Source organism: Shimia sp. MIT910701 (genome assembly GCF_047126315.1).
Lineage (GTDB): Bacteria > Pseudomonadota > Alphaproteobacteria > Rhodobacterales > Rhodobacteraceae > Shimia.
In genome coordinates, this window is record NZ_CP138953.1 from 1202388 (window position 1) to 1225049 (window position 22662).

General features: G+C 58.8%; 24 protein-coding genes. 14 read left to right on the forward strand and 10 right to left on the reverse strand.

Going from position 1 to position 22662, the window contains the following annotated elements; genetic code table 11:
* Positions 1–67 precede the first annotated feature (67 nt).
* From SIB38_RS05660 to rarD, 7 genes are all read left to right on the forward strand, one after another.
* Positions 68–640, forward strand: a complete 573-nt coding sequence (locus SIB38_RS05660; RefSeq protein WP_294116045.1) for a helix-turn-helix domain-containing protein — start codon at positions 68–70, stop codon at positions 638–640.
* Between the two features lie 10 nt (positions 641–650).
* Positions 651–1022 (forward strand): GFA family protein, encoded by a 372-nt coding sequence (locus SIB38_RS05665; protein ID WP_294116046.1) that lies wholly within the window; start codon positions 651–653, stop codon positions 1020–1022.
* Between the two features lie 2 nt (positions 1023–1024).
* Positions 1025–1648, forward strand: coding sequence for a LysE family translocator (locus tag SIB38_RS05670; RefSeq protein ID WP_294116047.1), 624 nt, complete (start codon positions 1025–1027; stop codon positions 1646–1648).
* Between the two features lie 11 nt (positions 1649–1659).
* A complete protein-coding gene (locus SIB38_RS05675) occupies positions 1660–4110 on the forward strand; it encodes a GcvT family protein (RefSeq protein WP_412551606.1) in 2451 nt (816 codons plus the stop codon).
* Positions 4107–5009: a homocysteine S-methyltransferase family protein gene (locus tag SIB38_RS05680; RefSeq protein WP_294116049.1), complete on the forward strand. Its 903-nt coding sequence runs from the start codon at positions 4107–4109 to the stop codon at positions 5007–5009. Before SIB38_RS05675 ends, SIB38_RS05680 begins: the two co-directional genes overlap by 4 nt.
* A gap of 63 nt (positions 5010–5072) precedes the next feature.
* Positions 5073–7523 carry a GcvT family protein gene (locus SIB38_RS05685; protein WP_294116051.1) on the forward strand — a complete coding sequence of 817 codons (2451 nt, stop codon included), beginning with the start codon at positions 5073–5075 and terminating at the stop codon, positions 7521–7523.
* Between the two features lie 127 nt (positions 7524–7650).
* Entirely contained in the window at positions 7651–8559 is a 909-nt protein-coding gene (gene rarD, locus SIB38_RS05690; protein ID WP_294116053.1) for an EamA family transporter RarD, read from the forward strand.
* On the opposite strand, the gene SIB38_RS05695 is transcribed toward rarD, so the two are convergent.
* Together SIB38_RS05695 and SIB38_RS05700 are read right to left on the reverse strand one after the other, a co-directional pair.
* The gene (locus tag SIB38_RS05695; RefSeq protein WP_294116055.1) at positions 8560–9276 is read right to left on the reverse strand and encodes an SGNH/GDSL hydrolase family protein; all 717 of its coding nucleotides are present in this window, start codon (positions 9274–9276) and stop codon (positions 8560–8562) included.
* 6 nt (positions 9277–9282) lie between these two features.
* Complete coding sequence (locus SIB38_RS05700; RefSeq protein WP_412551607.1) at positions 9283–9693, reverse strand: nuclear transport factor 2 family protein; 411 nt, start codon at positions 9691–9693, stop codon at positions 9283–9285.
* A 108-nt stretch (positions 9694–9801) separates the two neighbouring features.
* Here SIB38_RS05700 and SIB38_RS05705 point away from each other — a divergent pair, with 108 nt between their 5' ends.
* Positions 9802–10455, forward strand: coding sequence for an RluA family pseudouridine synthase (locus SIB38_RS05705; RefSeq protein ID WP_412551608.1), 654 nt, complete (start codon positions 9802–9804; stop codon positions 10453–10455).
* Here SIB38_RS05705 and SIB38_RS05710 read toward each other — a convergent pair.
* The 3 genes from SIB38_RS05710 to sseA form a co-directional block, all read right to left on the reverse strand.
* On the reverse strand, positions 10452–10910 hold the full coding sequence (locus SIB38_RS05710) for a GAF domain-containing protein (RefSeq protein WP_294116058.1): 459 nt from the start codon (positions 10908–10910) through the stop codon (positions 10452–10454). The genes SIB38_RS05705 and SIB38_RS05710 overlap by 4 nt on opposite strands.
* 66 nt (positions 10911–10976) lie before the next feature.
* Positions 10977–12161, reverse strand: coding sequence for an aromatic amino acid transaminase (locus tag SIB38_RS05715; RefSeq protein ID WP_294116059.1), 1185 nt, complete (start codon positions 12159–12161; stop codon positions 10977–10979).
* A complete protein-coding gene (sseA, locus tag SIB38_RS05720) occupies positions 12161–13012 on the reverse strand; it encodes a 3-mercaptopyruvate sulfurtransferase (protein WP_294116060.1) in 852 nt (283 codons plus the stop codon). The genes SIB38_RS05715 and sseA overlap by 1 nt, the downstream gene beginning before the upstream one ends.
* A gap of 165 nt (positions 13013–13177) precedes the next feature.
* Between sseA and SIB38_RS05725 the strand changes: the two genes are divergently transcribed.
* A complete protein-coding gene (locus SIB38_RS05725; protein ID WP_294116061.1) occupies positions 13178–13900 on the forward strand; it encodes a hypothetical protein in 723 nt (240 codons plus the stop codon).
* Here SIB38_RS05725 and smpB read toward each other — a convergent pair.
* Positions 13888–14367 (reverse strand): SsrA-binding protein SmpB, encoded by a 480-nt coding sequence (gene smpB, locus SIB38_RS05730; RefSeq protein ID WP_294116263.1) that lies wholly within the window; start codon positions 14365–14367, stop codon positions 13888–13890. The two genes, SIB38_RS05725 and smpB, sit on opposite strands and share 13 nt — an antisense overlap.
* 173 nt (positions 14368–14540) lie before the next feature.
* Here smpB and SIB38_RS05735 point away from each other — a divergent pair, with 173 nt between their 5' ends.
* From SIB38_RS05735 to SIB38_RS05745, 3 genes are all read left to right on the forward strand, one after another.
* Positions 14541–15722: an aminotransferase class I/II-fold pyridoxal phosphate-dependent enzyme gene (locus tag SIB38_RS05735; protein ID WP_294116063.1), complete on the forward strand. Its 1182-nt coding sequence runs from the start codon at positions 14541–14543 to the stop codon at positions 15720–15722.
* Between the two features lie 18 nt (positions 15723–15740).
* Entirely contained in the window at positions 15741–18671 is a 2931-nt protein-coding gene (locus SIB38_RS05740) for a DNA translocase FtsK (RefSeq protein ID WP_412551609.1), read from the forward strand.
* A 72-nt stretch (positions 18672–18743) separates the two neighbouring features.
* Entirely contained in the window at positions 18744–19349 is a 606-nt protein-coding gene (locus tag SIB38_RS05745) for a LolA family protein (RefSeq protein WP_412551610.1), read from the forward strand.
* 12 nt (positions 19350–19361) lie between these two features.
* Here SIB38_RS05745 and SIB38_RS05750 read toward each other — a convergent pair whose 3' ends face one another.
* Positions 19362–19586 carry a YdcH family protein gene (locus tag SIB38_RS05750; RefSeq protein WP_294116068.1) on the reverse strand — a complete coding sequence of 75 codons (225 nt, stop codon included), beginning with the start codon at positions 19584–19586 and terminating at the stop codon, positions 19362–19364.
* A 209-nt stretch (positions 19587–19795) separates the two neighbouring features.
* On the opposite strand from SIB38_RS05750, the gene SIB38_RS05755 reads away from it, so the two are divergent.
* Positions 19796–20206 (forward strand): Hsp20 family protein, encoded by a 411-nt coding sequence (locus SIB38_RS05755; protein WP_294116069.1) that lies wholly within the window; start codon positions 19796–19798, stop codon positions 20204–20206.
* A 3-nt stretch (positions 20207–20209) separates the two neighbouring features.
* A complete protein-coding gene (locus SIB38_RS05760) occupies positions 20210–20437 on the forward strand; it encodes a DUF1150 family protein (RefSeq protein WP_295174203.1) in 228 nt (75 codons plus the stop codon).
* Positions 20438–20482: 45 nt separating this feature from the next.
* On the opposite strand, the gene SIB38_RS05765 is transcribed toward SIB38_RS05760, so the two are convergent.
* From SIB38_RS05765 to SIB38_RS05775, 3 genes are all read right to left on the reverse strand, one after another.
* Positions 20483–20836 (reverse strand): hypothetical protein, encoded by a 354-nt coding sequence (locus tag SIB38_RS05765; protein WP_294116071.1) that lies wholly within the window; start codon positions 20834–20836, stop codon positions 20483–20485.
* 105 nt (positions 20837–20941) lie between these two features.
* Positions 20942–22279 carry an ammonium transporter gene (locus SIB38_RS05770; RefSeq protein ID WP_294116072.1) on the reverse strand — a complete coding sequence of 446 codons (1338 nt, stop codon included), beginning with the start codon at positions 22277–22279 and terminating at the stop codon, positions 20942–20944.
* A 25-nt stretch (positions 22280–22304) separates the two neighbouring features.
* A complete protein-coding gene (locus tag SIB38_RS05775) occupies positions 22305–22643 on the reverse strand; it encodes a P-II family nitrogen regulator (RefSeq protein ID WP_058238401.1) in 339 nt (112 codons plus the stop codon).
* Positions 22644–22662 lie beyond the last annotated feature (19 nt).

Sequence of the window (22662 nt, forward strand, 5' to 3'; positions counted from 1 at the left end):
GAAATTTCACGAAACTGGTGCAGCGTGAAATTCGAGGGAAAAATTTCACGACCGGGATTCGCGCCATATGCTGCATAATGTGCCACAAGATGTGCAAACGCTGGGGGCGGATCTGCGCGCCCTGCGCAAGGCACGCGGCCTGACCCTGACCGAGATGGCAGAGGCGTTGGACCGCTCTGTCGGCTGGCTCAGTCAGGTGGAACGCGACAAATCCGAACCCACCATTTCCGACTTGCGCCAAATCGCCAAAGTGCTTGGCGTGCCGATGTCGATGCTGTTTGGTCAGTCTTCTGCCCCGGCACATGAGCAGGGCTACGTTGTGCGCTCTGGTGCCCGCCGTCCCATGGGGGGCAGCGAGGAAGGTCTGATCGAAGAGCTGCTCTCCCCCGATCTGACCGACGATTTTGAAATGGTACACTCCACCTTTGCGCCGCACTCTTCCATGCAAGAGCCGACCATGCGCCCAACGCAAGAGGTTGGCTATGTCATCTCTGGCCGGTTAGAGCTGCGCATAGGGGACCAGAGTTTCTCTGTTGGGCCGGGTGACAGCTTCCGCATTCGTGGGGAGGAATACCACTGGGCCAATCCCCATGACGAAGCTTGCGTGGCGATCTGGGTGATCGCGCCACCCGTGTACTAAGGACAATACGATGCTGAAGGGATCCTGCCTCTGTGGCGACATCACATTCGAAACCAAAGCGGCACCACAAGGCGCTTCCATGTGCCATTGCAGCCAATGCCGCAAACAATCGGGCGGCATCTGGTCGTCGGCCTATGTCGCAGAGACTGATCTCACCATCACCGGCGAGGTGCTCTGGTACGAGGCCAGCGCAAGCACCAAGCGTGGCAGCTGCCCGCGCTGTGGGTCGTTCCTGTTCTGGAAAGCTCATGATGAGGACACAACCAGCTTTGCCCTTGGCGCCGTGGATGGCCCAACCGGTCTGGAACTGACCAAACACATCTTTGTCCGCGACAAAGGCGATTACTACGCAATCGCTGATGACGTGCCACAACGAGACTGACCATGTTGGAAACCTTCGCAAACATGGACAGTGTCACGCTCTGGGCTTTCATGGCGGCGTCACTGGTGATGTATCTCACCCCCGGCGCAGACATGATGTTTACCATCGCCAGCGGCATTTCCGGCGGCCCCAAAGCGGGGCTGGCCGCAACAGTAGGAGTGACGCTGGGGCTTGTGGCCCACATCACCCTAGCGGCAGCGGGGTTGGCAGTGCTGATCGCGGCCTCTCCCACAGCCTTGTTGGCCATCCGCTATGCGGGGGCGGCCTATCTGGTGGTGCTGGCCTATCAGGCTTGGACGGCAAAACCTGTGTCTGACGAGGTCGAAGGCCGCGCCAACATCCTGCGCGCCGTGCGCCGCGGGTTTCTCACCAACATTCTGAATCCCAAGATCATCCTCTTCATTCTGGCGTTCTTGCCACAGTTCACCACGGCAGAAGCGGGTCCGATCTGGCAACAGATTGTGATCCTGGGCGTGATGTTTGCCACCGGCGGCTTTCTGGTGGTCTCGATGATCGGGCTGTCAGCTGGGATCGTTGGCGCAAAGCTCAAACAAGCCACGGGCATTCTAAACAAAATCGCCGCCGTCATCTTTGGCGGATTGGCAGCAAAACTAGTCTTTGACTGAGGGAGATGGTCATGTCTGATTTTCCAAGCAAGGCCCGTGTGGTCATCATTGGTGGCGGTGTTGTGGGCACCTCAAGCCTGTATCATTTGGCCAAGAAAGGCTGGACCGATTGTGTCTTGCTGGAAAAGAATGAACTGACTGCTGGCTCCACCTGGCATGCCGCGGGTAATGTGCCGACCTTCTCCAACAGTTGGGCGATCATGAACATGCAGCGCTACTCCACAGAGCTGTATGCCCGGCTTGGGGAAGAGGTGGACTATCCCATGAACTACCACCAGTCGGGGTCCATCCGGCTGGCACACACCAAAGAGCGCGTGCAGGAATTTGAGCGGGCCATGTCCATGGCCAAATACCAAGGCATTCCGATGGAGATGTGGACTCCGGAAGAGGCCAAGGAACGCTATCCTTTCCTGGAAACTCATGACCTCGAAGGCGTCCTCTATGACCCCACTGACGGTGACATTGACCCGGCGCAGCTGACCCAAGCGTTGGCCAAAGGCGCGCGCGACATGGGCCAGAAAATCCTGCGTTTCTGTCCGGCGACCGGCGTGACGCAGCAAGAAGACAAGAGCTGGATTGTCCATACGGACAAAGGTGACATCGCCTGTGATTATGTGGTCAACGCGGCTGGGTACTATGCGCAGCGTGTGGGTGAATGGTTTAAACCCTATGGCGGGCGCACTGTGCCAATGATGGTAATGAGCCACCAGTACCTGCTGACGGAAGAAATCCCAGAAGTCGAAGACTGGTCCAAAGCCAATGGAGACAAAAAACTGCCGCTGCTGCGCGACGTGGACGTGTCCTACTACCTGCGGCAGGAAAAGCACGGCTACAACCTCGGCCCTTATGAACCGAACTGTAAGGCGCATTGGGACACAGAGGCCGACCCGATGCCCGATGACTTCTCCTTCCAACTCTGGTCTGACGATCTCGACCGGATTGAAGACATTGTCACCGACGCCATGGAGCGTGTGCCTTTGATGCAAACTTCCGGCGTGAGCCGCGTGATCAACGGCCCGATCCCATATGCGCCTGACGGCCTCCCGCTAATTGGTCCCATGCCGGGTGTGGAAAATGCCTTTGAAAACTGCGTGTTCACCTTCGGCATCGCCCAAGGCGGTGGCGCGGGCAAAGTGCTCGCCGAATGGATCGTGGATGGCCACACCGAGTGGGACATGTGGGCCGTCGATCCGCGCCGCTACACTGACTACACAGATCACGATTACTGCGTGAAGAAAGGCATGGAGGTCTACGGAAACGAATACGCCATGCACTTCCCGCATCACGAATGGCCCGCCGCCCGGGACAAGAAGCTCTCCCCCGTCCATGACCGGGTTGTCGCATCTGGCGGTGTTATGGGGGCCTATAACGGATGGGAGCGAGCGAATTGGTACGCCAAAGATGGCGATGACACGTCGCTCGCTGCCACCCACACCTGGGGCCGCTCCGGTCCTTGGGAACAACGTGTGAAAGAAGAATGTGAAGCCGTGCGCGACCATTGCGGAGTGCTCGACTTGCCGGGGTTCTCCCGCTTCGCGCTGAATGGTGAGGGGGCGGCAGAATGGCTGCGTGGTATGATCACTGGTGCCCTGCCTAAAGTCGGGCGCATCAACCTTGCTTATTTTTCGGACGATCGCGGACGTATCCTTACAGAGATGTCGGTGCTGCGCCACGCCGAAGACGCGTTTATCCTGATCACGGCGGCGACTGCGCAGTGGCATGATTTTGAGCTGCTCAAGCACAATCTGCCCGAGGGGCTGGAACTGATCGATTGCACCCGCGACATGAGTACGCTGATTGTGACCGGTCCGAAGTCGCGCGACATCCTGTCGGGGCTCAGCGACGCGGATCTGTCTCTGGGGTGGTTGACGCATCAAAAAGCAACAGTGGCTGGCGCGAAGGTAATTTTGGTCCGGGTGTCCTTTGCCGGAGAATTGGGCTGGGAAGTGCATGCACCGTTTGCGGATATGCCCGCAATCTACGACGCAATCCGCGATGCAGGGGCAACGCCTTTTGGCATGTATGCCCTGAACTCCCTGCGTTTGGAAAAAGGCTACCGCGCTTGGAAGGGCGACCTGTCCACCGATTACTCTCTGCTTGAAGGTGGACTGGGGCGGTTTGTGAAACTCGACAAGCCACAGGATTTCCCGGGCAAAGCCGCGATCCAGAACGAAAAACAGCAAGGCGTGCAAAAGTCCTTTGTCACCTTGAAGGTCGACGCTGGCGACGCAGACGCGCCTTACATGTCCTGTATCTACCACGGTGACCAAATTGTCGGGGAAACTACATCCGGCGGCTGGGGTTACCGCGTGAACGCGTCCATCGCGCTGGGCATGGTGAAGGCCGAACTCGCAGTGCCGGGCACCGAGCTATTGGTGGAAATCTACGGTGAGAAATGCCGTGCCGTGGTGCAGGAAGACCAACCTATGTGGGACCCAAAAAACGAAAGACTGCGGGCATGAGTGACATCATCCTGAAAGACGGCGGCACAGGGCAGGAGCTTTTGGCGCGCTCGTCCATGCCGCCGCATCCGCTCTGGTCGTGCAAGGTCATGATGGAAGAGCCGGAGATTGTGCAAAGCGTACACGCGGACTACATCCGGGCTGGCGCGCGTGTGATCACGCTGAATACCTATTCGGTCACACCGGAGCGGCTGAGCCGCGAAGGCGAGCCGGACATGTTTGCGCCGTTGCAGCGGAGAGCTTTAAATCTCGCTAATGCGGCGCGTGAAGAGGTCGGCATTGACGGTGTTAAACTGGCCGCCTGCCTGCCGCCGTTACATGGCTCCTATCGTCCCGATATGTCCAAGTCTCATGCGGACCTTTTGCCCTTCTATCAAGAAGTAGCCAACGCGCAAGCAGACGGTTGCGATCTGGTCGTTGCAGAAACTCTTTCGAGCGTTTCTGAAGTCACTGCAGCCGCACAAGCCGGTGTTGAAACCAGTCTGCCCACATGGGTGTTTATGACGCTCAATGACGACGACAGCGGCACTTTGCGCTCTGGCGAGCCTTTGTCGGAGGCGCTGTCGGCGCTGGACGACATCGCCGTTGCGGGTTTGGGGATCAACTGCTGCAAACCCGAAGTTCTAGAGGCCAACCTGCCCACCGTCTTGGCAACAGGCCGCCCGACGGGTGCCTATGCCAACGGTTTTACCGGAATTGACGCTTTGGAGATTGGCGGCACTGTTGATGGGCTCAAGGCCCGCAAAGACCTAACACCAGCGGCGCATGCAGATCTGGCGATGCCGTGGGTCGCACAGGGTCTGCACTTTATCGGCGGTTGCTGCGAAGTTGGCCCCGCCCATATTGCAGAACTGGCACAACGCCTAACGACGGCTGGTCACACAATCGTCGGCGAGTGACCACGCCTTATCGACAGTATCACGGGGGCACAGCCCCCGTCACATCACCAAAGGACTTAGCCTATGGTTGATCTCCCGAACAAAGCCCGCGTGGTCATCATCGGTGGCGGGGTTGTGGGCTGTTCTGTGGCCTATCACCTCGCCAAACTGGGCTGGAAAGACGTCGTTTTGCTGGAGCGCAAACAGCTCACCTCCGGCACAACATGGCACGCGGCTGGCCTCATCGCGCAACTGCGGGCCACAGCCAATATGACCAAGCTCGCGAAATATTCCCAAGAGCTCTACGGCAATCTTGAAGCCGAAACCGGCGTCGCCACAGGTTTCAAGCGCTGTGGCTCGATCACCGTCGCGCTCACCGATGAACGTAAAGAAGAGATCTTCCGCCAGGCCGCCATGGCCCGCGCGTTTGGGGTGGAGGTTGAGGAGATTTCTCCGACCGAAGTCAAAGCCCGTTATGAGCATCTCAACATCGACGATGTCACCGCGGGTGTGTACCTGCCGCTCGACGGTCAAGGCGATCCAGCCAACATCGCGCTGGCACTTGCCAAAGGTGCGCGTCAAATGGGCGCAATGGTCAAAGAACGGGTGAAAGTGACCAATATCGCCAAGTCGGGCCGCAAGGTGACGGGCGTCGATTGGGTGTCGGACAACGGCGAAGAGCAAGGCCATATCGCTTGCGACATGATTGTGAACTGTGCAGGCATGTGGGGACACGAGGTTGGCCGCATGGCAGGCGTGAATGTGCCCCTGCACGCCTGTGAGCATTTCTATATCGTCACTGAAAACATCCCACAGCTCACCCAAATGCCGGTCCTGCGTGTCCCGGATGAATGCGCCTACTATAAGGAAGACGCAGGGAAAATCTTGCTAGGGGCCTTTGAACCAAACGCCAAACCTTGGGCTATGAACGGTATCCCGGACAGTTTCGAGTTTGACCAGCTGCCAGAGGATTTCGACCACTTTGAGCCTATTCTCGAAGTGGCGGTGAACCGTATGCCAATGTTGGCCGAAGCGGGCATTCACACTTTCTTCAACGGCCCCGAAAGCTTCACACCGGATGATGCCTACCATCTCGGTCTTGCGCCAGAGATGGACAACCTTTGGGTGGCCGCTGGTTTCAACTCGATCGGCATCCAATCGGCGGGCGGCGCGGGCATGGCGCTGGCGCAATGGATGACGGACGGCGAGAAACCATTTGATCTGGGCGATGTGGATATCAGCCGCATGCAGCCGTTTCAGGGCAACAAAACCTATCTGTTTGAGCGCTCCAAGGAAACTTTGGGCCTGCTCTATGCGGATCACTTCCCTTATCGCCAGAAGGCCACCGCGCGCGGTGTGCGCCGGACACCGTTCCACCATCATCTGAAAGAACAGGGTGCGGTCTTTGGCGAGCTCGCCGGCTGGGAACGCGCCAACTGGTTTGCCAACGAAGGCCAGGAACGCGCATATCAATACACGTGGAAACGCCAGAACTGGTTTGAGAATTCCGCCGCCGAGCACCGTGCCATCCGTGAGAATGTTGGCATGTACGACATGTCCTCCTTTGGCAAAATCCGCGTCGAAGGCCCAGATGCCGAGGCCTTCATGAACTACGTGGGCGGAGGCGACTACTCGGTGCCCAACGGCAAGATTGTCTACACCCAGTTCCTCAACCGTCGCGGCGGGATTGAGGCTGACGTGACCGTGACCCGCCTGACCGAAATCGCCTATCTGGTGGTGACCCCGGCGGCGACACGACTGGCGGATCAAATCTGGATGGAGCGCCACAAAGGTGACTTCAACGTGGTGATCACCGACGTGACACCGGGCGAAGGTGTGCTGGCGATCATGGGGCCAAATTCCCGCAAGCTGCTGGAAAAAGTTTCCCCTGCCGATTTCTCCAACGCGACCAACCCCTTTGGCACCGCACAGGAAATCGAGCTGGGCATGGGCCTCGCCCGCGCGCACCGCGTGACCTATGTGGGCGAACTTGGTTGGGAGATCTACGTGTCCTCCGACATGGCGGGCCACGCCTTTGAAACGCTCTGGGAAGCAGGGCAAGACATGGGGCTGAAGCTCTGTGGCATGCACATGATGGACAGCTGCCGCATTGAAAAAGGCTTCCGCCATTTCGGCCACGACATCACCTGCGAAGACCACGTGGTGGACGCGGGTCTCGGCTTTGCGGTGAAAACCGACAAGCCGGACTTCATCGGCCGGGAGGCTGTGATTGCCCGCAAGGAAAGCGGCCCGCAAAACCGGATGCTGCAGTTCAAGCTGACCGATCCGGAGCCGCTGCTGTTCCACAACGAGCCAATCCTGCGGGACGGTGAATATGTCGGATACCTGACCTCCGGCAACTACGGCCACACTTTGGGTGGCGCGATGGGGCTAGGGTATGTGCCATGTGCCGGAGAGAAAGCCGTCGAAGTGCTCGCCTCGACCTATGAGATCGACGTCATGGGCACCAAGGTGAGGGCCGAAGCCTCGCTGAAGCCGATGTACGATGCAAAATCGGAACGCGTCAAAGTCTAAGCCACCTCCGCATTGCTGAGTTCTGAAAGGGCCATCACGTTTCGTGATGGCCTTTCGCACGAAAAGTGGCGTTTCCTTCTGCCTTGCTCAGCGCTACCAAAGAGCGTCGCGGCAGGAGGAACCGATCATGGCCACACGTGCAGAACAGCCGGAAAACGTCGATACCCCCCAAGGGTTGGCCTATGCGATGACCGCCTATCTCCTCTGGGGGTTCTTGCCGCTTTATATGAAGCTTGTAGCCCATATGCCCGCGCTTGAAGTGGTGGCGCATCGGGTGATCTGGTCCGTGCCCATCGCAGGGCTGGTTCTCATTGTTCTGCGCCGCACCTCAGATCTTGTCGCCGCCCTGCGCAACCCGCGCACGCTGGCGATGGGCTGCCTCACCGCTGCGCTGATCACGGTGAACTGGGGTGTCTATGTCTGGTCCATCGCCAACGACCGCGCGCTGGATGCGGCACTTGGCTACTACATCAACCCGCTGTTCAGCATCGCTTTGGCCGCCATCCTGCTCGGCGAACGCCTGACCCGTCTGCAGTGGGTCGCTGTCGCCTTGGCCGCCGCCGCCGTCGTCGTGCTCTGGGTCGATGCTGGCAGCCTGCCGTGGGCCGCTTTGGCGCTCACGGTCTCTTGGGGCTTCTACGCTTTCTTCAAAAAATCCCTGCCCATTGGCCCCAACCAAGGCTTTCTGCTCGAGGTGATCATCCTCACCATCCCTGCCACGGGCTACCTGCTTTGGCTCACCGCACAGGGGCAGGGGCACTTTGGTGGCAGCACCCGAGACACATTCTTGCTCTTGGGCTGCGGCGTGGTCACCGCTGTGCCGCTGTTGTTCTATGCCAACGGCGCCAAACTCATGCGGCTTTCCACCATCGGGATCATGCAATACATCGCGCCGACAATGATCTTCCTGATGGCAGTCTTCGTGTTCAACGAACCCTTCGGCCAAGCCCGCATGATTGCCTTCCCACTGATCTGGGCCGCTTTGGTGGTCTATTCCATCCCGATGATCCGCGACCTGCGCAACGCGCGGCGGTGATCAGACTTTGAAATGCTGGCGAATGTGGGCGGCAATCATCTGCCCCCACAACGCATAGGCCTCTTCCGAGGGATGATAGCCATCTGAGGCCTGAAACCGGCTTTCAAAGGGAATTTCTATCGGCAGATGTGTCATCACCTGATGGGTGTCACACAGCTCCGCCAAGGCCTGATCCAGCCGCTGCGCCTGCTGCCCCAGCACCCAGCGCAAAGGTTGCGGCAGCTCCGGATAGGCCCCCATAGGCGGCAATCCCGAGGCCACAATCAGCTTTGCCCCGAAGCGGTTCACCAATCGTTTTGCCAGTTGCTTTTGCCGCGCTTGCCAAAACCCTCGGCTGCTGCCCCGCGTCACGTCATTCACCCCAAGTGCTGAGACCACAACATCAAACGGCGCAGGCTCCACCTGTGCCAGCCGGTCCAAGACAATGCTTGTGGTCGCACTGGTTTCACCAATCAGTTTCCAGCTCACCGCAAAGTCTTTGGCCAAAGCCGCCACAAGCTGCCCGGACAGGGCCGCCTCCTGTGAGCGCGCACCGACACCCGCCGCAGAGCTGTCCCCAATGATCAGCAAGCGCAAAGCCACGCCAGATCCGGCACAGCCGTCCCGCGCCCCCGGCGGTTCCGACAGTGTGTTGGCGCGTCGCCGCACGCCAAGCCCCTGCACCACCAAAAGCGGCGCAAGCGGGAGGCGCAGGATCTGATCCAGAGCGACAGGCATCGAGGCTCAGCTCATGGCATCTTTGAACTTGAGAAACCGCACATCCGTCATCACCCGCTTGTTCATCGCTTCGCGCAGCGCGCCGATTGTTTTGCAGGGTCGCATGACCACCTCAAAATGCTGAATGTCACCGGCTTCGTTCAAGGTGATCAGGTCGACACCGACACAGTCCAAATCGCCAACTTTGCATTGAAACTCCAAGGCCCAGTCATTCCCATCCCCCATCACGCGGCGATAGCGGAACTCACTGAACACCTGTCCCACATGTCCCAACACAGCGGCAACGGCGTCCCGCCCAGTCCAAGTCGCCCAATAGGTCGGCGGTTGAAACGTGGCGTCCTCCGCCAGCAGGCCCTTGATGTCCTCCTCGTTGCCTTTGGCAACAACCTCCTGCATGCGCACGATTGTTGGGTGCATGGGGTCCTCTCCCTCAATTCTCGTTAAAGACAGCCTGCCCATCCCCGCGCGTAACTCAAGGTTGACGTCGGGTTGCCGCGCGCCTGCCAAAGCCCTATGTCGGGCGCCATGACAGAGATCACACCATATGACCCGCCGACGGACCCGCTTGTTGTCTTGCATGAGGACAGCGATATCGTGGTGGTAGACAAACCGTCCGGCCTGTTGTCGGTGCCGGGGCGGGGCGAGCATCTGGCGGATTGCCTTCTGACCCGCGTGCAGGCGGCGTTTCCCACGGCGCTTCTGGTGCATCGTCTGGACCGCGATACGTCTGGCGTGATGGTTTTTGGCCTCACACCCCATGCGCAGCGCAACCTGTCCAAACAGTTTGAAGAGCGCAAAGCCAAGAAAACCTATGTGGCCCGCGTCTGGGGGAAGGTGGCTGAGAAAACCGGCACAGTGGATTTGCCGCTGATCGTCGATTGGCCCAACCGTCCACGTCAGATGGTGGACCATGAAAACGGCAAACCTGCGATCACCGATTGGCGGGTGTTGAAGGTCAAAGGCAATGAAACTCGGGTGCGGCTGACCCCCAAAACTGGGCGCAGCCACCAGCTACGTGTGCACATGCTCGCGCTGGGCCATGTGATCCTAGGGGACCCACTTTATGCCGAGGGGGAGGCACGCGATTTCGAGCGCTTGATGCTGCACTCAGAAGAGCTGCGCATCAATCACCCCGAAAGCGGCAAAGGCATGTCTTTCCGCGCCAAAGCGCCGTTTTAGGCCGCGTCTTTGAAAGTCGCGGCCAAGATCTCGGCCATCTGATCCGCGTCTTCCTGCGTAAACGCGTCGGGCTGATCGCTGTCGATGTCAAACACGCCCAGCAACTCACCAGCGCCGTTCCAGACCGGCAGCACCAGCTCAGACCGGGTTGAGGAAGCACAGGCAATGTGCCCCGGAAACGCGTCTACATCTGGCACCAGCTGCACCTCACCCGTCCGCGCCGCCGCGCCGCAAACGCCACGCGCAAAGGGGATCACCAAACAGCCGTGGCCACCTTGGTACGGCCCAATCTTAAGCAGTTCCGGCGCCACCACGCGGTAAAACCCGGTCCAATCAAAGCGATCATCCGCGTGATGCACTTCGCAGGCCACGGTCGCCATGAGCGCCACCGCATCGGTTTCGCCCTCCGTCAGCGAGGCAATGGTTTTGGACAGGGTGGTGTAGTCGATGCGCATGGCAAAACCTCAAAAGAAAAATCGCGCGCAAGGCAGGCCCCGCGCGCGACTGAATAGATGGGGCGCTTAAACGCCTGCGTCCACGATGGCTTTCGCCAGAACCGGCACGGTGTGGGCGTTCAGGCCCGCAATATTCATGCGGCTGTCGCCCACCATGTAGATCGCATTGTCCACGCGAATTTTTTCCACCAGATCCGGCGTGGTACCCAGACGAGAGAACATGCCCCGGTGCTGCGCCAGGAAGCCAAAACGGTCGGAGCCAGACAGGCGCTGCAATTCGCTCGCCAGTTGCTCACGCAGGGCCAGCATGCCCAAACGGGTCTCTTCCAACTCCGCCATCCAGTCCGCTTTCAGCTCAGGGTCGGTTAGGATCGTGGTCACAACCCGCGCGCCGTGATCCGGCGGGAAGGAGAAGTTCTGACGGTTCAGGTGGTTAAGGTTGCCCTGAGTCACCGCGGTGTTCTCCGCCTTCTCGCTCATCGCAATCAACAGACCGGTGCGCTCACGGTAGATGCCAAAGTTCTTGGAGCAAGACGCCGCGATCAGCAGCTCTGGCACAGATTTTGCCACCAACCGGGTTGCCGCCGCGTCCTCTTCAAGACCATCGCCAAAGCCTTGATAGGCAATATCGATCATCGGCGTGCAGCCCTTTTCGTTGATCAGGTCCACAACTTCCTGCCACTGTGTCAGGTTCAAGTTGGCGCCAGTTGGATTGTGGCAGCAGCCGTGCAGCAGCACAACGTCGTCGCTGGTCACATCTGCCAGATCTTCCATCATACCCGCGAAGTTCACGCCACGGGTCTCGTCGTCAAAATAGCGGTACTTCACCATTTCGATGCCCAGATAGCCCAGAATGCTGACGTGGTTTGGCCAGGTTGGATCAGACACAAACACACGCGCCTTCGGGTTGGCCATTTTGATCAACTCAAACGCCTGACGGATCGCGCCGGTGCCACCGGGCGTGGCCACAGCTGCCAAACGGTCGCGCTCTACGGCACCGGCCAGCAACATGTCGATCATCGCATCGGCATAGGCCGGATCCCCGGCCAGGCCTGTGTATGCTTTGGAGGTCTGCTCTTCGATGATCTTGCGCTCAGCGGCCTTCACGGCACGCATCACCGGGGTCACCCCTTCGGCGTTTTTGTACACGCCCACTCCCAGATCCACTTTGGTGGGACGTGGGTCGTCGCGGTACATGGCCATCAGGCCGAGAATTTTGTCTTTGGGCTGCTCTTTGAGGTTGGTGAGCATCACGCTTCTCCGGTTGCTACGGGCAGGGTGGGGAAGGCCCCCCATTCGGCCCATGATCCATCATAAAGGGAATGGTCGGTCTTGCCGAACCGCTCCATCGCAAGGCACAGGATCGCGGCTGTCACACCGGAGCCACAGGTTGTGATGGCGGGTTTGGAAAGGTCAATATCGGCGGCTTCAAACACCGCACGCAGCTCTTCGGGTGACTTCATCACCCCGTTGTCGAGCAGGGTGGCGTAGTGCACGTTTTTGCTGCCCGGGATATGCCCGGCGCGCAGACCCGCGCGCGGCTCCGGCTCCGCGCCAGCAAAGCGCGACGGCCCGCGGGCGTCGATGATCTCGTGATCGGCCAGTTTGGCCGCGTGGGACACCTGCGTCACGTCCCGCACCATGTGGTTTTGGCGGCGCACGGTCATGTGGCGGTCGCGGATCACCGGTGGCATGTCATCCGTTGGGCGCCCTTCGGCAATCCACTTCGGCAGTCCGCCATCGAGCACGGCCACGTCTTTCTGCCCCATCAGCTTGAATAGCCACCAGACACGCGCCGCAGAGAAAATGCCGTTTCCGTCGTAGACCACAATCTGATGTCCGTCACCCACACCCATAGCGCGCAGGCGGGACATGAATTTTTCAACCGGCGGCACCATATGCGGCAGGTCGCTGCGCCCGTCGGAAATATCGTCAATGTCAAAGAAGCGCGCGCCGGGAATATGCACGTCGGCAAACTCTTCGCGGCCATTCCGCCCCATGTCCGGAAGGTACCAAGAGGCATCCAAAATGCGCAAATCTGGGTCTTTGAGATGAGCGGCCAACCACTCGGTCGAAACAAGCGTTTTGGGATCGTCGGACATGTTATCCCTCTTCTGTCACGTCTGTGTCATTGCCTACAACCGGTGTGGTCGAGAGGCAAGAGTGGCCTCGCAACACACGACAAAGTAATGAGGCCCTTTGCGCAATTTCCTTGAACTGACACGCCGCTTGGTTCGTACATAAGAAGAGCGAACAGGGAAGAATTGATGCAGGACGTGGTGGTGATTTTGGGCAGCGGTCCCAATGCAACGGAGGCGCAAAGCTGGTCTCGCGACATGTTTGACCACTTGGTGGTGCTTAACAACGCGTGGCGGGTGCGCGACGACTGGAGCCATTTTATTCATCCGGAAGACTTCCCTGAACAGCGCCATCCGCCCAGCAAAACCGAAGATCAGGTCGAAGTCACCTATCAAAGCTACGTCCCGCAGAACAACGTTTTTGGTGGGGTTTTGTTTGCCGGTGGGACCATGGCGTTCACCGCCGCCTATTGGGCACTTGGCGCTTTTCGCCCCAAGGTTTTGGCCTTTATCGGTTGCGACATGGTTTACCCCACGGTGGGCCACACGCATTTCTATGGAACCGGGACGGCCGATCCGCTGCGTGAAGACGTCTCGTTACAAAGTTTGGAGGCCAAAGCCGCGCGCTTGGGTCTCATTGCGGCCTATCACGGCTGCCAATGTGTGAACCTGTCCCGCTTGGACAGTGTGCTGCCGTATGAGCGGTTCCATGTGGCTCAACTGCGCGACATCGCGGCGCCAGTGGTGCGCCCCGTGTTTGCGGTTGATAAAATCCAGCGGGCCGAAGCGGCGCTGGACTACGATGCACCAAGCGGTCGGTATTGGAAAATCGCCCACAAGATCGATCCAAGCAAAATCGCTGAGATCGATCAGATGTGGCTGCAAGCTTACGAAGAGATCTATTCGCCGTGACGTAGCAGGCGCTGCTTCTGGCGACCCCAGTCGCGCTTGGCGTCTGCCGCTCGCTTGTCGTGGTTTTTCTTACCCTTGGCGATGCCAATCTTCATTTTCACAAAGCCTTTGTGATTGAAGTACATCACCATCGGCACCAGCGTCATACCTTTGCGTTGGGTGGCATTCCACAGATCAGACAGCTGTTTTTTGCTGACCAAAAGTTTGCGTTTGCGCCGCTCTAAATGCGGGAACATAGCCCGCTCATACGGCGCAATGTAGGAGTTCACCAACCACAGCTCGCCGTCTTCCACAGCCGCATAGCTCTCTGCGATGTTACCGGATTTCTCCCGCAAAGACTTCACCTCAGACCCTGACAAGACAATGCCCACCTCGATGTCGTCATCGATGGCATAGTCAAACCGTGCCCGCCGGTTTTCGGCGATCACTTTGTAATTCGGATCAGAGTTCTTTTGCTTCTTGGCCATAATGCACGTGGCATAGCGCGCCCGCGCAGCAGTGTCCATGGGCGGCAAAGCGGAGGGTGGCGCAGAGGACACAAGCCCAAAATTGGACGGCATTTTAGTAGACGCATCTCAAGCCTTTGGATAACTTGGGACAAAACGGGGCGCAATGATCCCGATATTGAGGCAGTACGAATATGACTTTCCCCGAGCGGTTCTCGAACCTACCGGCTTATGCGTTTCCGCGCCTGCGGGCGCTCATTGACCATTTGGAGCCTGGCGGCCCGGTGGTGTATATGACCATTGGCGAGCCCAAACATCCGTTCCCTTCTTGGGTGACGGATGAAATTGTTGCGCATGCCGAGGGTTTTAACCGCTATCCCCCCAATGATGGGGCCCCCGAGCTACAAGCCGCAATTGCCGGCTGGATTTACCGCCGATATGGCGTGAAAGTAGACGCGTCTACGCAAGTCATGGCGCTCAATGGTACCCGCGAAGGTCTGTACAACGCGGCCATGGCGCTGTGCCCGGAGCAGAAAAACGGGCAGCAACCGCTGATCCTCACGCCAAATCCGTTTTATCAGGTTTATGCTGTAGCCGCGCAGTCCGTGGGTGCTGAAGCGCGCTTTGTGCCTGCAACCGACGCCAGCGGTCACCTGCCTGACATCGCCTCTCTATCGGACGAGGATCTTAACCGCGTCTCTATCGCCTACGTCTGTTCCCCGGCCAATCCGCAGGGCGCGGTGGCAGATCGCGATTATTGGAAAGCGTTGATTGCGCTGGCCGAAAAACACGAATTCCAGATTTTTGCCGATGAGTGCTACTCGGAAATCTATCGTGAAACACCACCTCCCGGTGCGCTTGAGGTGGCCAAGGAAGTGGGCGCTGACCCAGAGCGCCTGTTGATTTTCCATTCGCTGAGCAAGCGCAGCAACCTGCCAGGTCTTCGCTCCGGTTTTGTTGCCGGTGGCCCGGAAAGCCTGCGTCGCATCAAGCAACTGCGTGCCTATTCCGGTGCGCCGCTGCCGCTGCCGCTGCAAAAGGCGGCTGAAAAAGTCTGGAACGACGAGGCTCATGTGGTCGAAAACCGCCGCCTTTATGCGGAGAAGTTTGACGTAGCCGACGAAATCTTTGCGGACGTGCCAGGCTACAAAAGCCCAGACGCAGGGTTCTTCCTATGGATTCCGGTCGAAGACGGCGAGGCGGCCGCGATCAAAGCGTGGACAGAAACGGGTATCAGGGTGTTGCCCGGCGCCTATCTGAGCCGCGACGTGAACGGGGAAAACCCCGGCAAAGGATATATCCGGGTTGCACTAGTGGCCCCAAAAAACGAAGTGGCAGACGCGCTGACCAAGCTGCGTAACTGCCTCTACGGATAAGAATAAACGAGGTGGATCATGGCATATCAAGCGCGCGGACGCGGACCCTTGTTGGATAGCGCAACCCAGGCCGCAGTGGAAAAACGCGGCAAAGAGCTCATTGGCATCGCGCTGATCGTTGTGGCGCTGTTGCTGGCAGCGACGATCCTGTCGTATTCGCCCACCGATCCCAGCTGGATCTCCGTGACTGATGCCCCGGTAGAAAACCTGCTGGGCCGCCTTGGCGCATCCATCGCAGCGCCGCTGTTCATCATCGTGGGCTGGGGCAGCTTTGGTTTGCCACTGATCCTGGGTGTTTGGGGTGTGCGTTTTGCTTTCCACTTTGGCGAAGAACGCGCGCAAAGCCGGATCATCTTTGCGCCGATCATGTTGGCTTTGGCATCGATCTATGCGTCAACGCTCGCGCCTGGAGCTGAATGGATTCACGCGTTTGGCCTAGGCGGTCTGTTTGGCGACACCATCACCGGTGCGCTGCTGACCATCTTGCCTATCGGTGCGCAGTCCGGTGTGAAGCTCATGTCCATGCTGGCTGGTGTGGTGTTTGTGCTCTCCAGCGCCTTTGTACTTGGCTTCACCCGCAATGAGCTTGGCAATATGGCCCGCCGTTTCATGATTGGCCTTGTGCTGACCTATGACGCCATCATGCGTCTCCTGGGCCGTGGTGCCACCGGTGCCGTGCATGCCGCCAAATCCGCGCAGGCCCGCCGTGTTGAACGCCGCGAAGAGGCGCAGGCGCATTACGCGGCAGAGCAGGCTGCTTGGGAAGAAGAAAGCCTGGTCGAAGATGTGGTGGATGAGCCTTACGTTCCGGTTGAAGACGAGCGTCCCAAACCGCGCCTGCGCATGCCTACCCTGATCAAGCGGGCAGACCCTGCGCCGGAGCCCATGCCGGAGCCTGAGCTGGTCGAAAACGTTTTTGCCGATGATTGGGACGTGAAGCCCGAAGAAGAGCGGATCAGTGCCAAGATCGCTGACGTGATGCGCACTCGAGCGCGCCGTGGCGCGGCAATTGCTCCGCCAAAGCTACATTCTGACAAACCGCTGACCAAGGGTCGCGGGCGTGGTCCGGATCCGTTGTTGCTGGATGAAGGCCCGGAAGAGCATCATGTGCCACTGCAAGCGGAACCGCCGCTGACTGCAGGTCCGATCCTGACCCGCGCAGAACCGCCGCTCTCCGCACCTGTCGCCACACCTGCAGCCGCAGCGCCGACAATTGCACCTGCGGCCGCGCCGTTTGCAGAGCCTGTCGCGATGGAGCCAGCGCCCATGGTGGAACCTGTGTCACAATCTGTGCCGCAACAGCCGCGCATGGCGCCGATTCCAACGCCGGAACCCAAAAAGGTTGTGCAGCCACGGGTCAACAAAACCGTGCAACCTTCGACCCGCGCCAAAGCCGAGGCGCAGCCATCGCTGGCTTTTGAAGAAACCCATTCCGAGTTTGAGCTTCCTCCACTGGGCCTGCTGGAGAACCCGTTGGAAATTCAGCGCCATCACCTCTCTGACGACGCGTTGGAAGAAAACGCGCGCATGCTGGAGTCCGTGCTGGATGACTACGGCGTCAAAGGCGAAATCGTCTCCGTGCGCCCCGGTCCGGTTGTGACCATGTATGAGCTGGAGCCTGCGCCCGGCCTCAAAGCAAGCCGTGTCATTGGCCTGTCCGACGACATCGCCCGCTCCATGTCGGCACTGTCTGCCCGTGTTTCCACGGTGCCGGGCCGCTCGGTGATCGGTATCGAACTGCCTAACGAAAACCGCGAAAAAGTGGTGCTGCGCGAGATCCTCGCTGCCCGCGACTTTGGCGACAGCAACATGAAGCTGCCGTTGGCGCTGGGGAAAGACATTGGCGGCGACCCCGTTGTGGCCAACCTCGCAAAGATGCCGCACCTGCTGATCGCTGGGACCACCGGCTCCGGTAAATCCGTGGCGATCAACACCATGATCCTGTCGTTGCTCTACCGTCTGACACCGGACGAGTGCCGGCTGATCATGATCGACCCGAAAATGCTCGAACTGTCGGTCTATGACGGCATTCCGCACCTGCTCTCTCCGGTTGTGACCGATCCGAAAAAGGCGGTTGTCGCTCTGAAATGGGTCGTGGGCGAGATGGAAGAGCGTTATCGCAAAATGTCCAAAATGGGCGTGCGCAACATCGACGGCTACAACAGCCGCGTGGCGGATGCGCTGGCCAAAGGCGAGACTTTCTCCCGCACGGTGCAAACCGGCTTTGACGATGACACCGGTGAACCTGTGTTTGAGACCGAAGAGATTATCCCGGAGAAAATGCCCTACATCGTCGTCATCGTCGACGAGATGGCCGACCTGATGATGGTCGCGGGCAAAGAGATCGAAGCCTGCATCCAGCGTCTAGCGCAAATGGCGCGGGCCTCCGGCATCCACCTGATCATGGCGACCCAACGTCCGTCCGTGGACGTGATCACCGGCACCATCAAAGCCAACTTCCCGACCCGGATTTCCTTCCAGGTGACGTCGAAAATCGACAGCCGGACGATCCTCGGCGAAATGGGCGCGGAACAGCTCCTGGGCATGGGCGACATGCTCTACATGGCCGGTGGTGCCAAGATCACCCGCTGCCATGGTCCGTTTGTGAGCGACGAGGAAGTCGAAGAGATTGTAAACCACCTCAAGAGCTTTGGCCCGCCAGAGTACATCGGTGGTGTGATCGACGGTCCGGCTGACGACAAGGCAGACAACATCGACGCCGTGCTGGGCCTGAACACCGGCGGAAACACCAACGGCGAAGATGCGCTTTATGACTCCGCTGTGGCGATTGTCATTCAGGACCGCAAATGCTCAACCTCCTACATCCAGCGCAAGCTGGCGATTGGCTACAACAAAGCCGCGCGTCTTGTGGAGCAGATGGAAGAAGAGGGCCTTGTCAGCCCAGCCAACCATGTGGGCAAACGGGAAATCCTGGTGCCTGAGCAGTGATGCTCAGGTCCAATCACATTTTTTTGTAACGCGTATCAGGGTAAGCGGGCCAAGCGCCCCTATATTGAACCTATGACCAAACTCAAAACCATTGCCACCGCTGCGATTCTGTCTCTGGCCACTGCCATGCCCGCCATGGCGGAAAAACTCTCGCTCAATCAGATCAGCAACTATTTCAACACCCTGAAAACCGCGAAATCTGACTTCATGCAGATTTCCGATGATGGCTCAGTGCAAACCGGCACTCTGTTTATCCAGCGCCCCGGCAAGATGCGCTTTGAATATGACCCGCCGCAAAAAGCTTTGGTTCTGGCGTCCAATAATGCCGTCGCGATCTTTGACAATCGTGCCAAAGGCGCCCCGGAGTCCTACCCTTTGGGCCGCACGCCCTTGTCCATTATTCTCGCCCGCAAAGTGAACCTGCAGTCCGCCAACGCTGTAATTGGCCATACCTACGACGGTAAGCACACCATTGTGACGGCGCAGGATCCCAAGAATCCCGACATTGGCCGCATTCAGATGAAGTTCTCCGCCTCGCCGGTCACGCTTGATGAATGGGTGATTCAGGATGCGCACGGCGGGCGCACCACAATTCGCCTGGGTGATACCGAAACCGGTATGAGCTACCCGCGGGCTTTGTTTGACATTGATACGGAGCGCAGCAAGCGCCGCCGCTGATCTTCGGAGCGCCTAGGCAATGATGTCCGGCGTCAGCCGGTCTTCAATCCGCGAGATAATGTCTTTCAGGCGCAGCTTCTGCTTCTTCAACCGCTGGATCGTCAACTGATCGCCGGTGCCACGATCCACCAAGGCGTTGATCGCCTCATCAAGATCGCGGTGTTCCTGCTTGAACACCTCCAACTCGACACGCAAAACGTCGTCGGTTTTCATTGCGAGATCAGTGGTGGCGTTCATCTTTGGGTCCTTAGCCTAAGCGGACTCCTAAGATAGGGCTTTCCGCGCCCGCTGAAAAGAAGGCGATTTGTCCATTTTTTTGAGACCTTGTTTAGCATTCGATAGCGCGACACTTGCAGCACAGGTCAGGCTGCCCCATATTCAAAAGGCACATTGGTTGCCAGAAAGGGATCTTTGTGCGGACTGTCGCTTTGCACAAGGACGTGTCGATGACCAAACTATCTTTGGGGTCTCACCCCCACATGCTGGGCTTTGAACAGCTCGAACGCCTTTTGGAACGGACCGCCAAGTCCTCCGAAGGCTACCCGCCCTTTAACATCGAACAAACCGCAGACTATGCCTATCGCATCACGCTGGCTGTCGCTGGCTTTCGCGAGGAGGATCTGAGCATCACGGTGGAAGATCGCCAATTGGTGATCCGTGGCCGCTCCTCTGATGACGCGAGCGAGCGGGTGTTCCTGCACCGAGGTATCGCCTCTCGCCAATTTCAGCGCAGCTTTGTGCTCGCCGACGGCGTCGAAGTGGGCGAAGCGTCGATGGAAAACGGCCTGTTGCACATCGATCTATCCCACGCGCGGCCAGAGACAGTTGTTCAGACGATCCAAATCAAGAAAGGATAACCCATGCATAATGATGACCTGCTGACCCATTTCACCGATGATCGCACCGTCTATGTGCGTGAGGTCATGGTGTCCGACCTGCCCGAAGAGATGCAGGAAGAAGCGGACGGGGCCGAAACCCTGTTTGCAGTGCACGCCACAGATGGTGAGCGGCTGGCACTGGTGAAAGAGCGCGGCTTGGCCTTTGTTCTGGCGCGCCAGAACAACTATTCGCCAGTGACCGTGCACTAAGCACGCCGCACATTCTGAGTAATTGGAGGGCGCCGTTTGGCGCCTTCATTCGTTTAGGGATACGGCTACCGTGTCCTCGCCCCACCCATCCAGATTGCACTTGCTGCGCACATGGATCGTGGTGATTTCCGGTGGGATCCAAACGCGGGATAGGCTGCGGGTAAACGGCTGCTCGTTTACGTGAGGGTGCGCCAAAACCCGCGTGCCAAGCACTTGACCGTTTTCAGTCTCAATGCGCCAGCCATCTGCATAATGGTCCCAGCCTGTGTCCGGATGTTCAAGGGTGACATCAAACCGCCAGCCTGCATCGCTTTGGGTGGCTTTCACATCGGTGATCTGGGCCGGATCGGCCAGCGCCGTCTTCGCGGCAAAAACTATCGGTACAACAAAATATCGCATGTTGGGAGGGTAGCAGCCCGGCGTCTCACTGTCGTGGTTTTACCTGACAAAAAGAAACCCGGGCCGCGATGGCCCGGGTCAAATTTTCGTGTCTCTTGGGGCTGTTTAGCCTTTGGAGAACTCTGGGTAGGCTTCCATGCCCAGTTCTGCCATGTCCAAACCGTTGATCTCGGTCTCTTCGTCAACCCGCAGACCCATGGTGGCTTTCAGGATGAACCAGACGATTGCAGAGACAACCACGGTGAAGAGCCCGACCACAACGATGGCGTAGAGCTGGGTGCCGAGGGACGCGTCACCGTTGGTGAACACAACCGCGATGGTGCCCCAGATGCCGGCGATCAGGTGCACCGGGATGGCGCCAACCACGTCGTCGATTTTCAGCTTGTCCAGGAATGGAACCGCGAAGACCACGATCACGCCGCCAACTGCACCGATCAGAGTTGCTGCGCCCAGGGACGGGGTCAGCGGCTCTGCAGTGATGGACACGAGGCCCGCCAGTGCGCCGTTCAAAACCATGGTCAGGTCAGGCTTTTTGTACATGATCTGGGTCAGGATCAGAGCTGCGATTGCGCCGCCTGCTGCCGCTGTGTTGGTGTTGGCAAAGATGCGGGACACGTCTGCAACGTCACCCACGGTGCCCATTGCCAGCTGCGAGCCGCCGTTGAAGCCGAACCAGCCGAGCCACAGGATGAATGTACCCAGAGTGGCGAGCGTCAGGTTGGAGCCTGGGATTGGCACGGTACGGCCTTCTTTGTTGTACTTGCCGATACGTGGGCCGAGGATGATGGCGCCGGTCAGAGCGGCCCAGCCACCTACGGAGTGCACAACGGTCGAACCCGCGAAGTCCAGGAAGCCAGCTGCATCCAAGAAGCCGCCGCCCCATTTCCAGGACGCCTGCAGTGGGTAGATCACGGCGGTCAGAACGATCGTGAAGATCAGGAATGGCCACAGCTTGATACGCTCTGCCAGAGTACCGGACACGATGGACGCGGTGGTGGCACAGAACATCAGCTGGAAGAAGAAGTCGGAACCGGTGGAGGCGTAGGAGTAGTCATCCGCCGCATCAGAGGTGACACCAACCGCTTCCAGAACACCGGGGCCCCAGACGCCGGACAGGATGCCGTCCACAGACCATGTGCCCAGCGGGTACATCAGGTTGTAGCCGATCAGGTAGTAGAAGATGGCTGCGAGCGAGAACAAAGAGATGTTCTTGATCAGTTGCATGGTCACGTTTTTGGAGCGGACAAGCCCCGCTTCCAGCATGGCGAAGCCTGCCGCCATCCAGAACACGAGGAAGCCACCCACAAGGAACAGCAGAGAGTTAAGAATAAAGACAGTGTCGGTGGAGGCATTCACGCCCGGCACCGGACCTTCTTCGGCCAGGCCTAGGCTCGGCAGCGCGATCAGCGCGGCGGGCAGGGCCAGTTTTGCGAGGGTATTCATCAGTGTATTCCTTCCTTGCGGCGCCTTAGATGGCGTCTGCATCCGTTTCGCCGGTGCGCACGCGAATGGCTTGCTGCACGTCCAGCACGAAGATTTTTCCGTCACCGATCTTGCCGGTCTGAGCGGTTTTGGTGATGGTTTCGACCACCTGATCGGCCATATTGGCGGCAACCACGAGTTCGAGTTTGACCTTAGGTACGAAATTCACCGCGTATTCTGCGCCGCGATAGATTTCAGTGTGGCCGGATTGGGAGCCGAAGCCCTTAATTTCAGTGACCATCATGCCGCGCACGCCGATGTCGGTCAGCGCCTCGCGGACCTCCTCCAGCTTGAACGGTTTGATCGTTGCGATAATCAGTTTCACCTTGTTCCCCTTTTGGCGG

Coding starts and splice junctions, on each gene's coding strand:
- SIB38_RS05745 (WP_412551610.1), top strand. CDS start 18,744: ATGACCAAACTCAAAACCATTGCCACCGCTGCGATTCTGTCTCTGGCC.
- sseA (WP_294116060.1), bottom strand. CDS start 13,012: ATGTCCGACGATCCCAAAACGCTTGTTTCGACCGAGTGGTTGGCCGCT.
- SIB38_RS05670 (WP_294116047.1), top strand. CDS start 1,025: ATGTTGGAAACCTTCGCAAACATGGACAGTGTCACGCTCTGGGCTTTC.
- SIB38_RS05735 (WP_294116063.1), top strand. CDS start 14,541: ATGACTTTCCCCGAGCGGTTCTCGAACCTACCGGCTTATGCGTTTCCG.
- SIB38_RS05685 (WP_294116051.1), top strand. CDS start 5,073: ATGGTTGATCTCCCGAACAAAGCCCGCGTGGTCATCATCGGTGGCGGG.
- SIB38_RS05695 (WP_294116055.1), bottom strand. CDS start 9,276: ATGCCTGTCGCTCTGGATCAGATCCTGCGCCTCCCGCTTGCGCCGCTT.
- SIB38_RS05770 (WP_294116072.1), bottom strand. CDS start 22,279: ATGAATACCCTCGCAAAACTGGCCCTGCCCGCCGCGCTGATCGCGCTG.
- SIB38_RS05710 (WP_294116058.1), bottom strand. CDS start 10,910: ATGCGCATCGACTACACCACCCTGTCCAAAACCATTGCCTCGCTGACG.
- rarD (WP_294116053.1), top strand. CDS start 7,651: ATGGCCACACGTGCAGAACAGCCGGAAAACGTCGATACCCCCCAAGGG.
- SIB38_RS05680 (WP_294116049.1), top strand. CDS start 4,107: ATGAGTGACATCATCCTGAAAGACGGCGGCACAGGGCAGGAGCTTTTG.
- SIB38_RS05765 (WP_294116071.1), bottom strand. CDS start 20,836: ATGCGATATTTTGTTGTACCGATAGTTTTTGCCGCGAAGACGGCGCTG.
- SIB38_RS05675 (WP_412551606.1), top strand. CDS start 1,660: ATGTCTGATTTTCCAAGCAAGGCCCGTGTGGTCATCATTGGTGGCGGT.
- SIB38_RS05665 (WP_294116046.1), top strand. CDS start 651: ATGCTGAAGGGATCCTGCCTCTGTGGCGACATCACATTCGAAACCAAA.
- SIB38_RS05755 (WP_294116069.1), top strand. CDS start 19,796: ATGACCAAACTATCTTTGGGGTCTCACCCCCACATGCTGGGCTTTGAA.
- SIB38_RS05660 (WP_294116045.1), top strand. CDS start 68: ATGCTGCATAATGTGCCACAAGATGTGCAAACGCTGGGGGCGGATCTG.
- SIB38_RS05760 (WP_295174203.1), top strand. CDS start 20,210: ATGCATAATGATGACCTGCTGACCCATTTCACCGATGATCGCACCGTC.
- SIB38_RS05705 (WP_412551608.1), top strand. CDS start 9,802: ATGACAGAGATCACACCATATGACCCGCCGACGGACCCGCTTGTTGTC.
- SIB38_RS05715 (WP_294116059.1), bottom strand. CDS start 12,161: ATGCTCACCAACCTCAAAGAGCAGCCCAAAGACAAAATTCTCGGCCTG.
- SIB38_RS05700 (WP_412551607.1), bottom strand. CDS start 9,693: ATGCACCCAACAATCGTGCGCATGCAGGAGGTTGTTGCCAAAGGCAAC.
- SIB38_RS05750 (WP_294116068.1), bottom strand. CDS start 19,586: ATGAACGCCACCACTGATCTCGCAATGAAAACCGACGACGTTTTGCGT.
- SIB38_RS05725 (WP_294116061.1), top strand. CDS start 13,178: ATGCAGGACGTGGTGGTGATTTTGGGCAGCGGTCCCAATGCAACGGAG.
- SIB38_RS05740 (WP_412551609.1), top strand. CDS start 15,741: ATGGCATATCAAGCGCGCGGACGCGGACCCTTGTTGGATAGCGCAACC.
- smpB (WP_294116263.1), bottom strand. CDS start 14,367: ATGGCCAAGAAGCAAAAGAACTCTGATCCGAATTACAAAGTGATCGCC.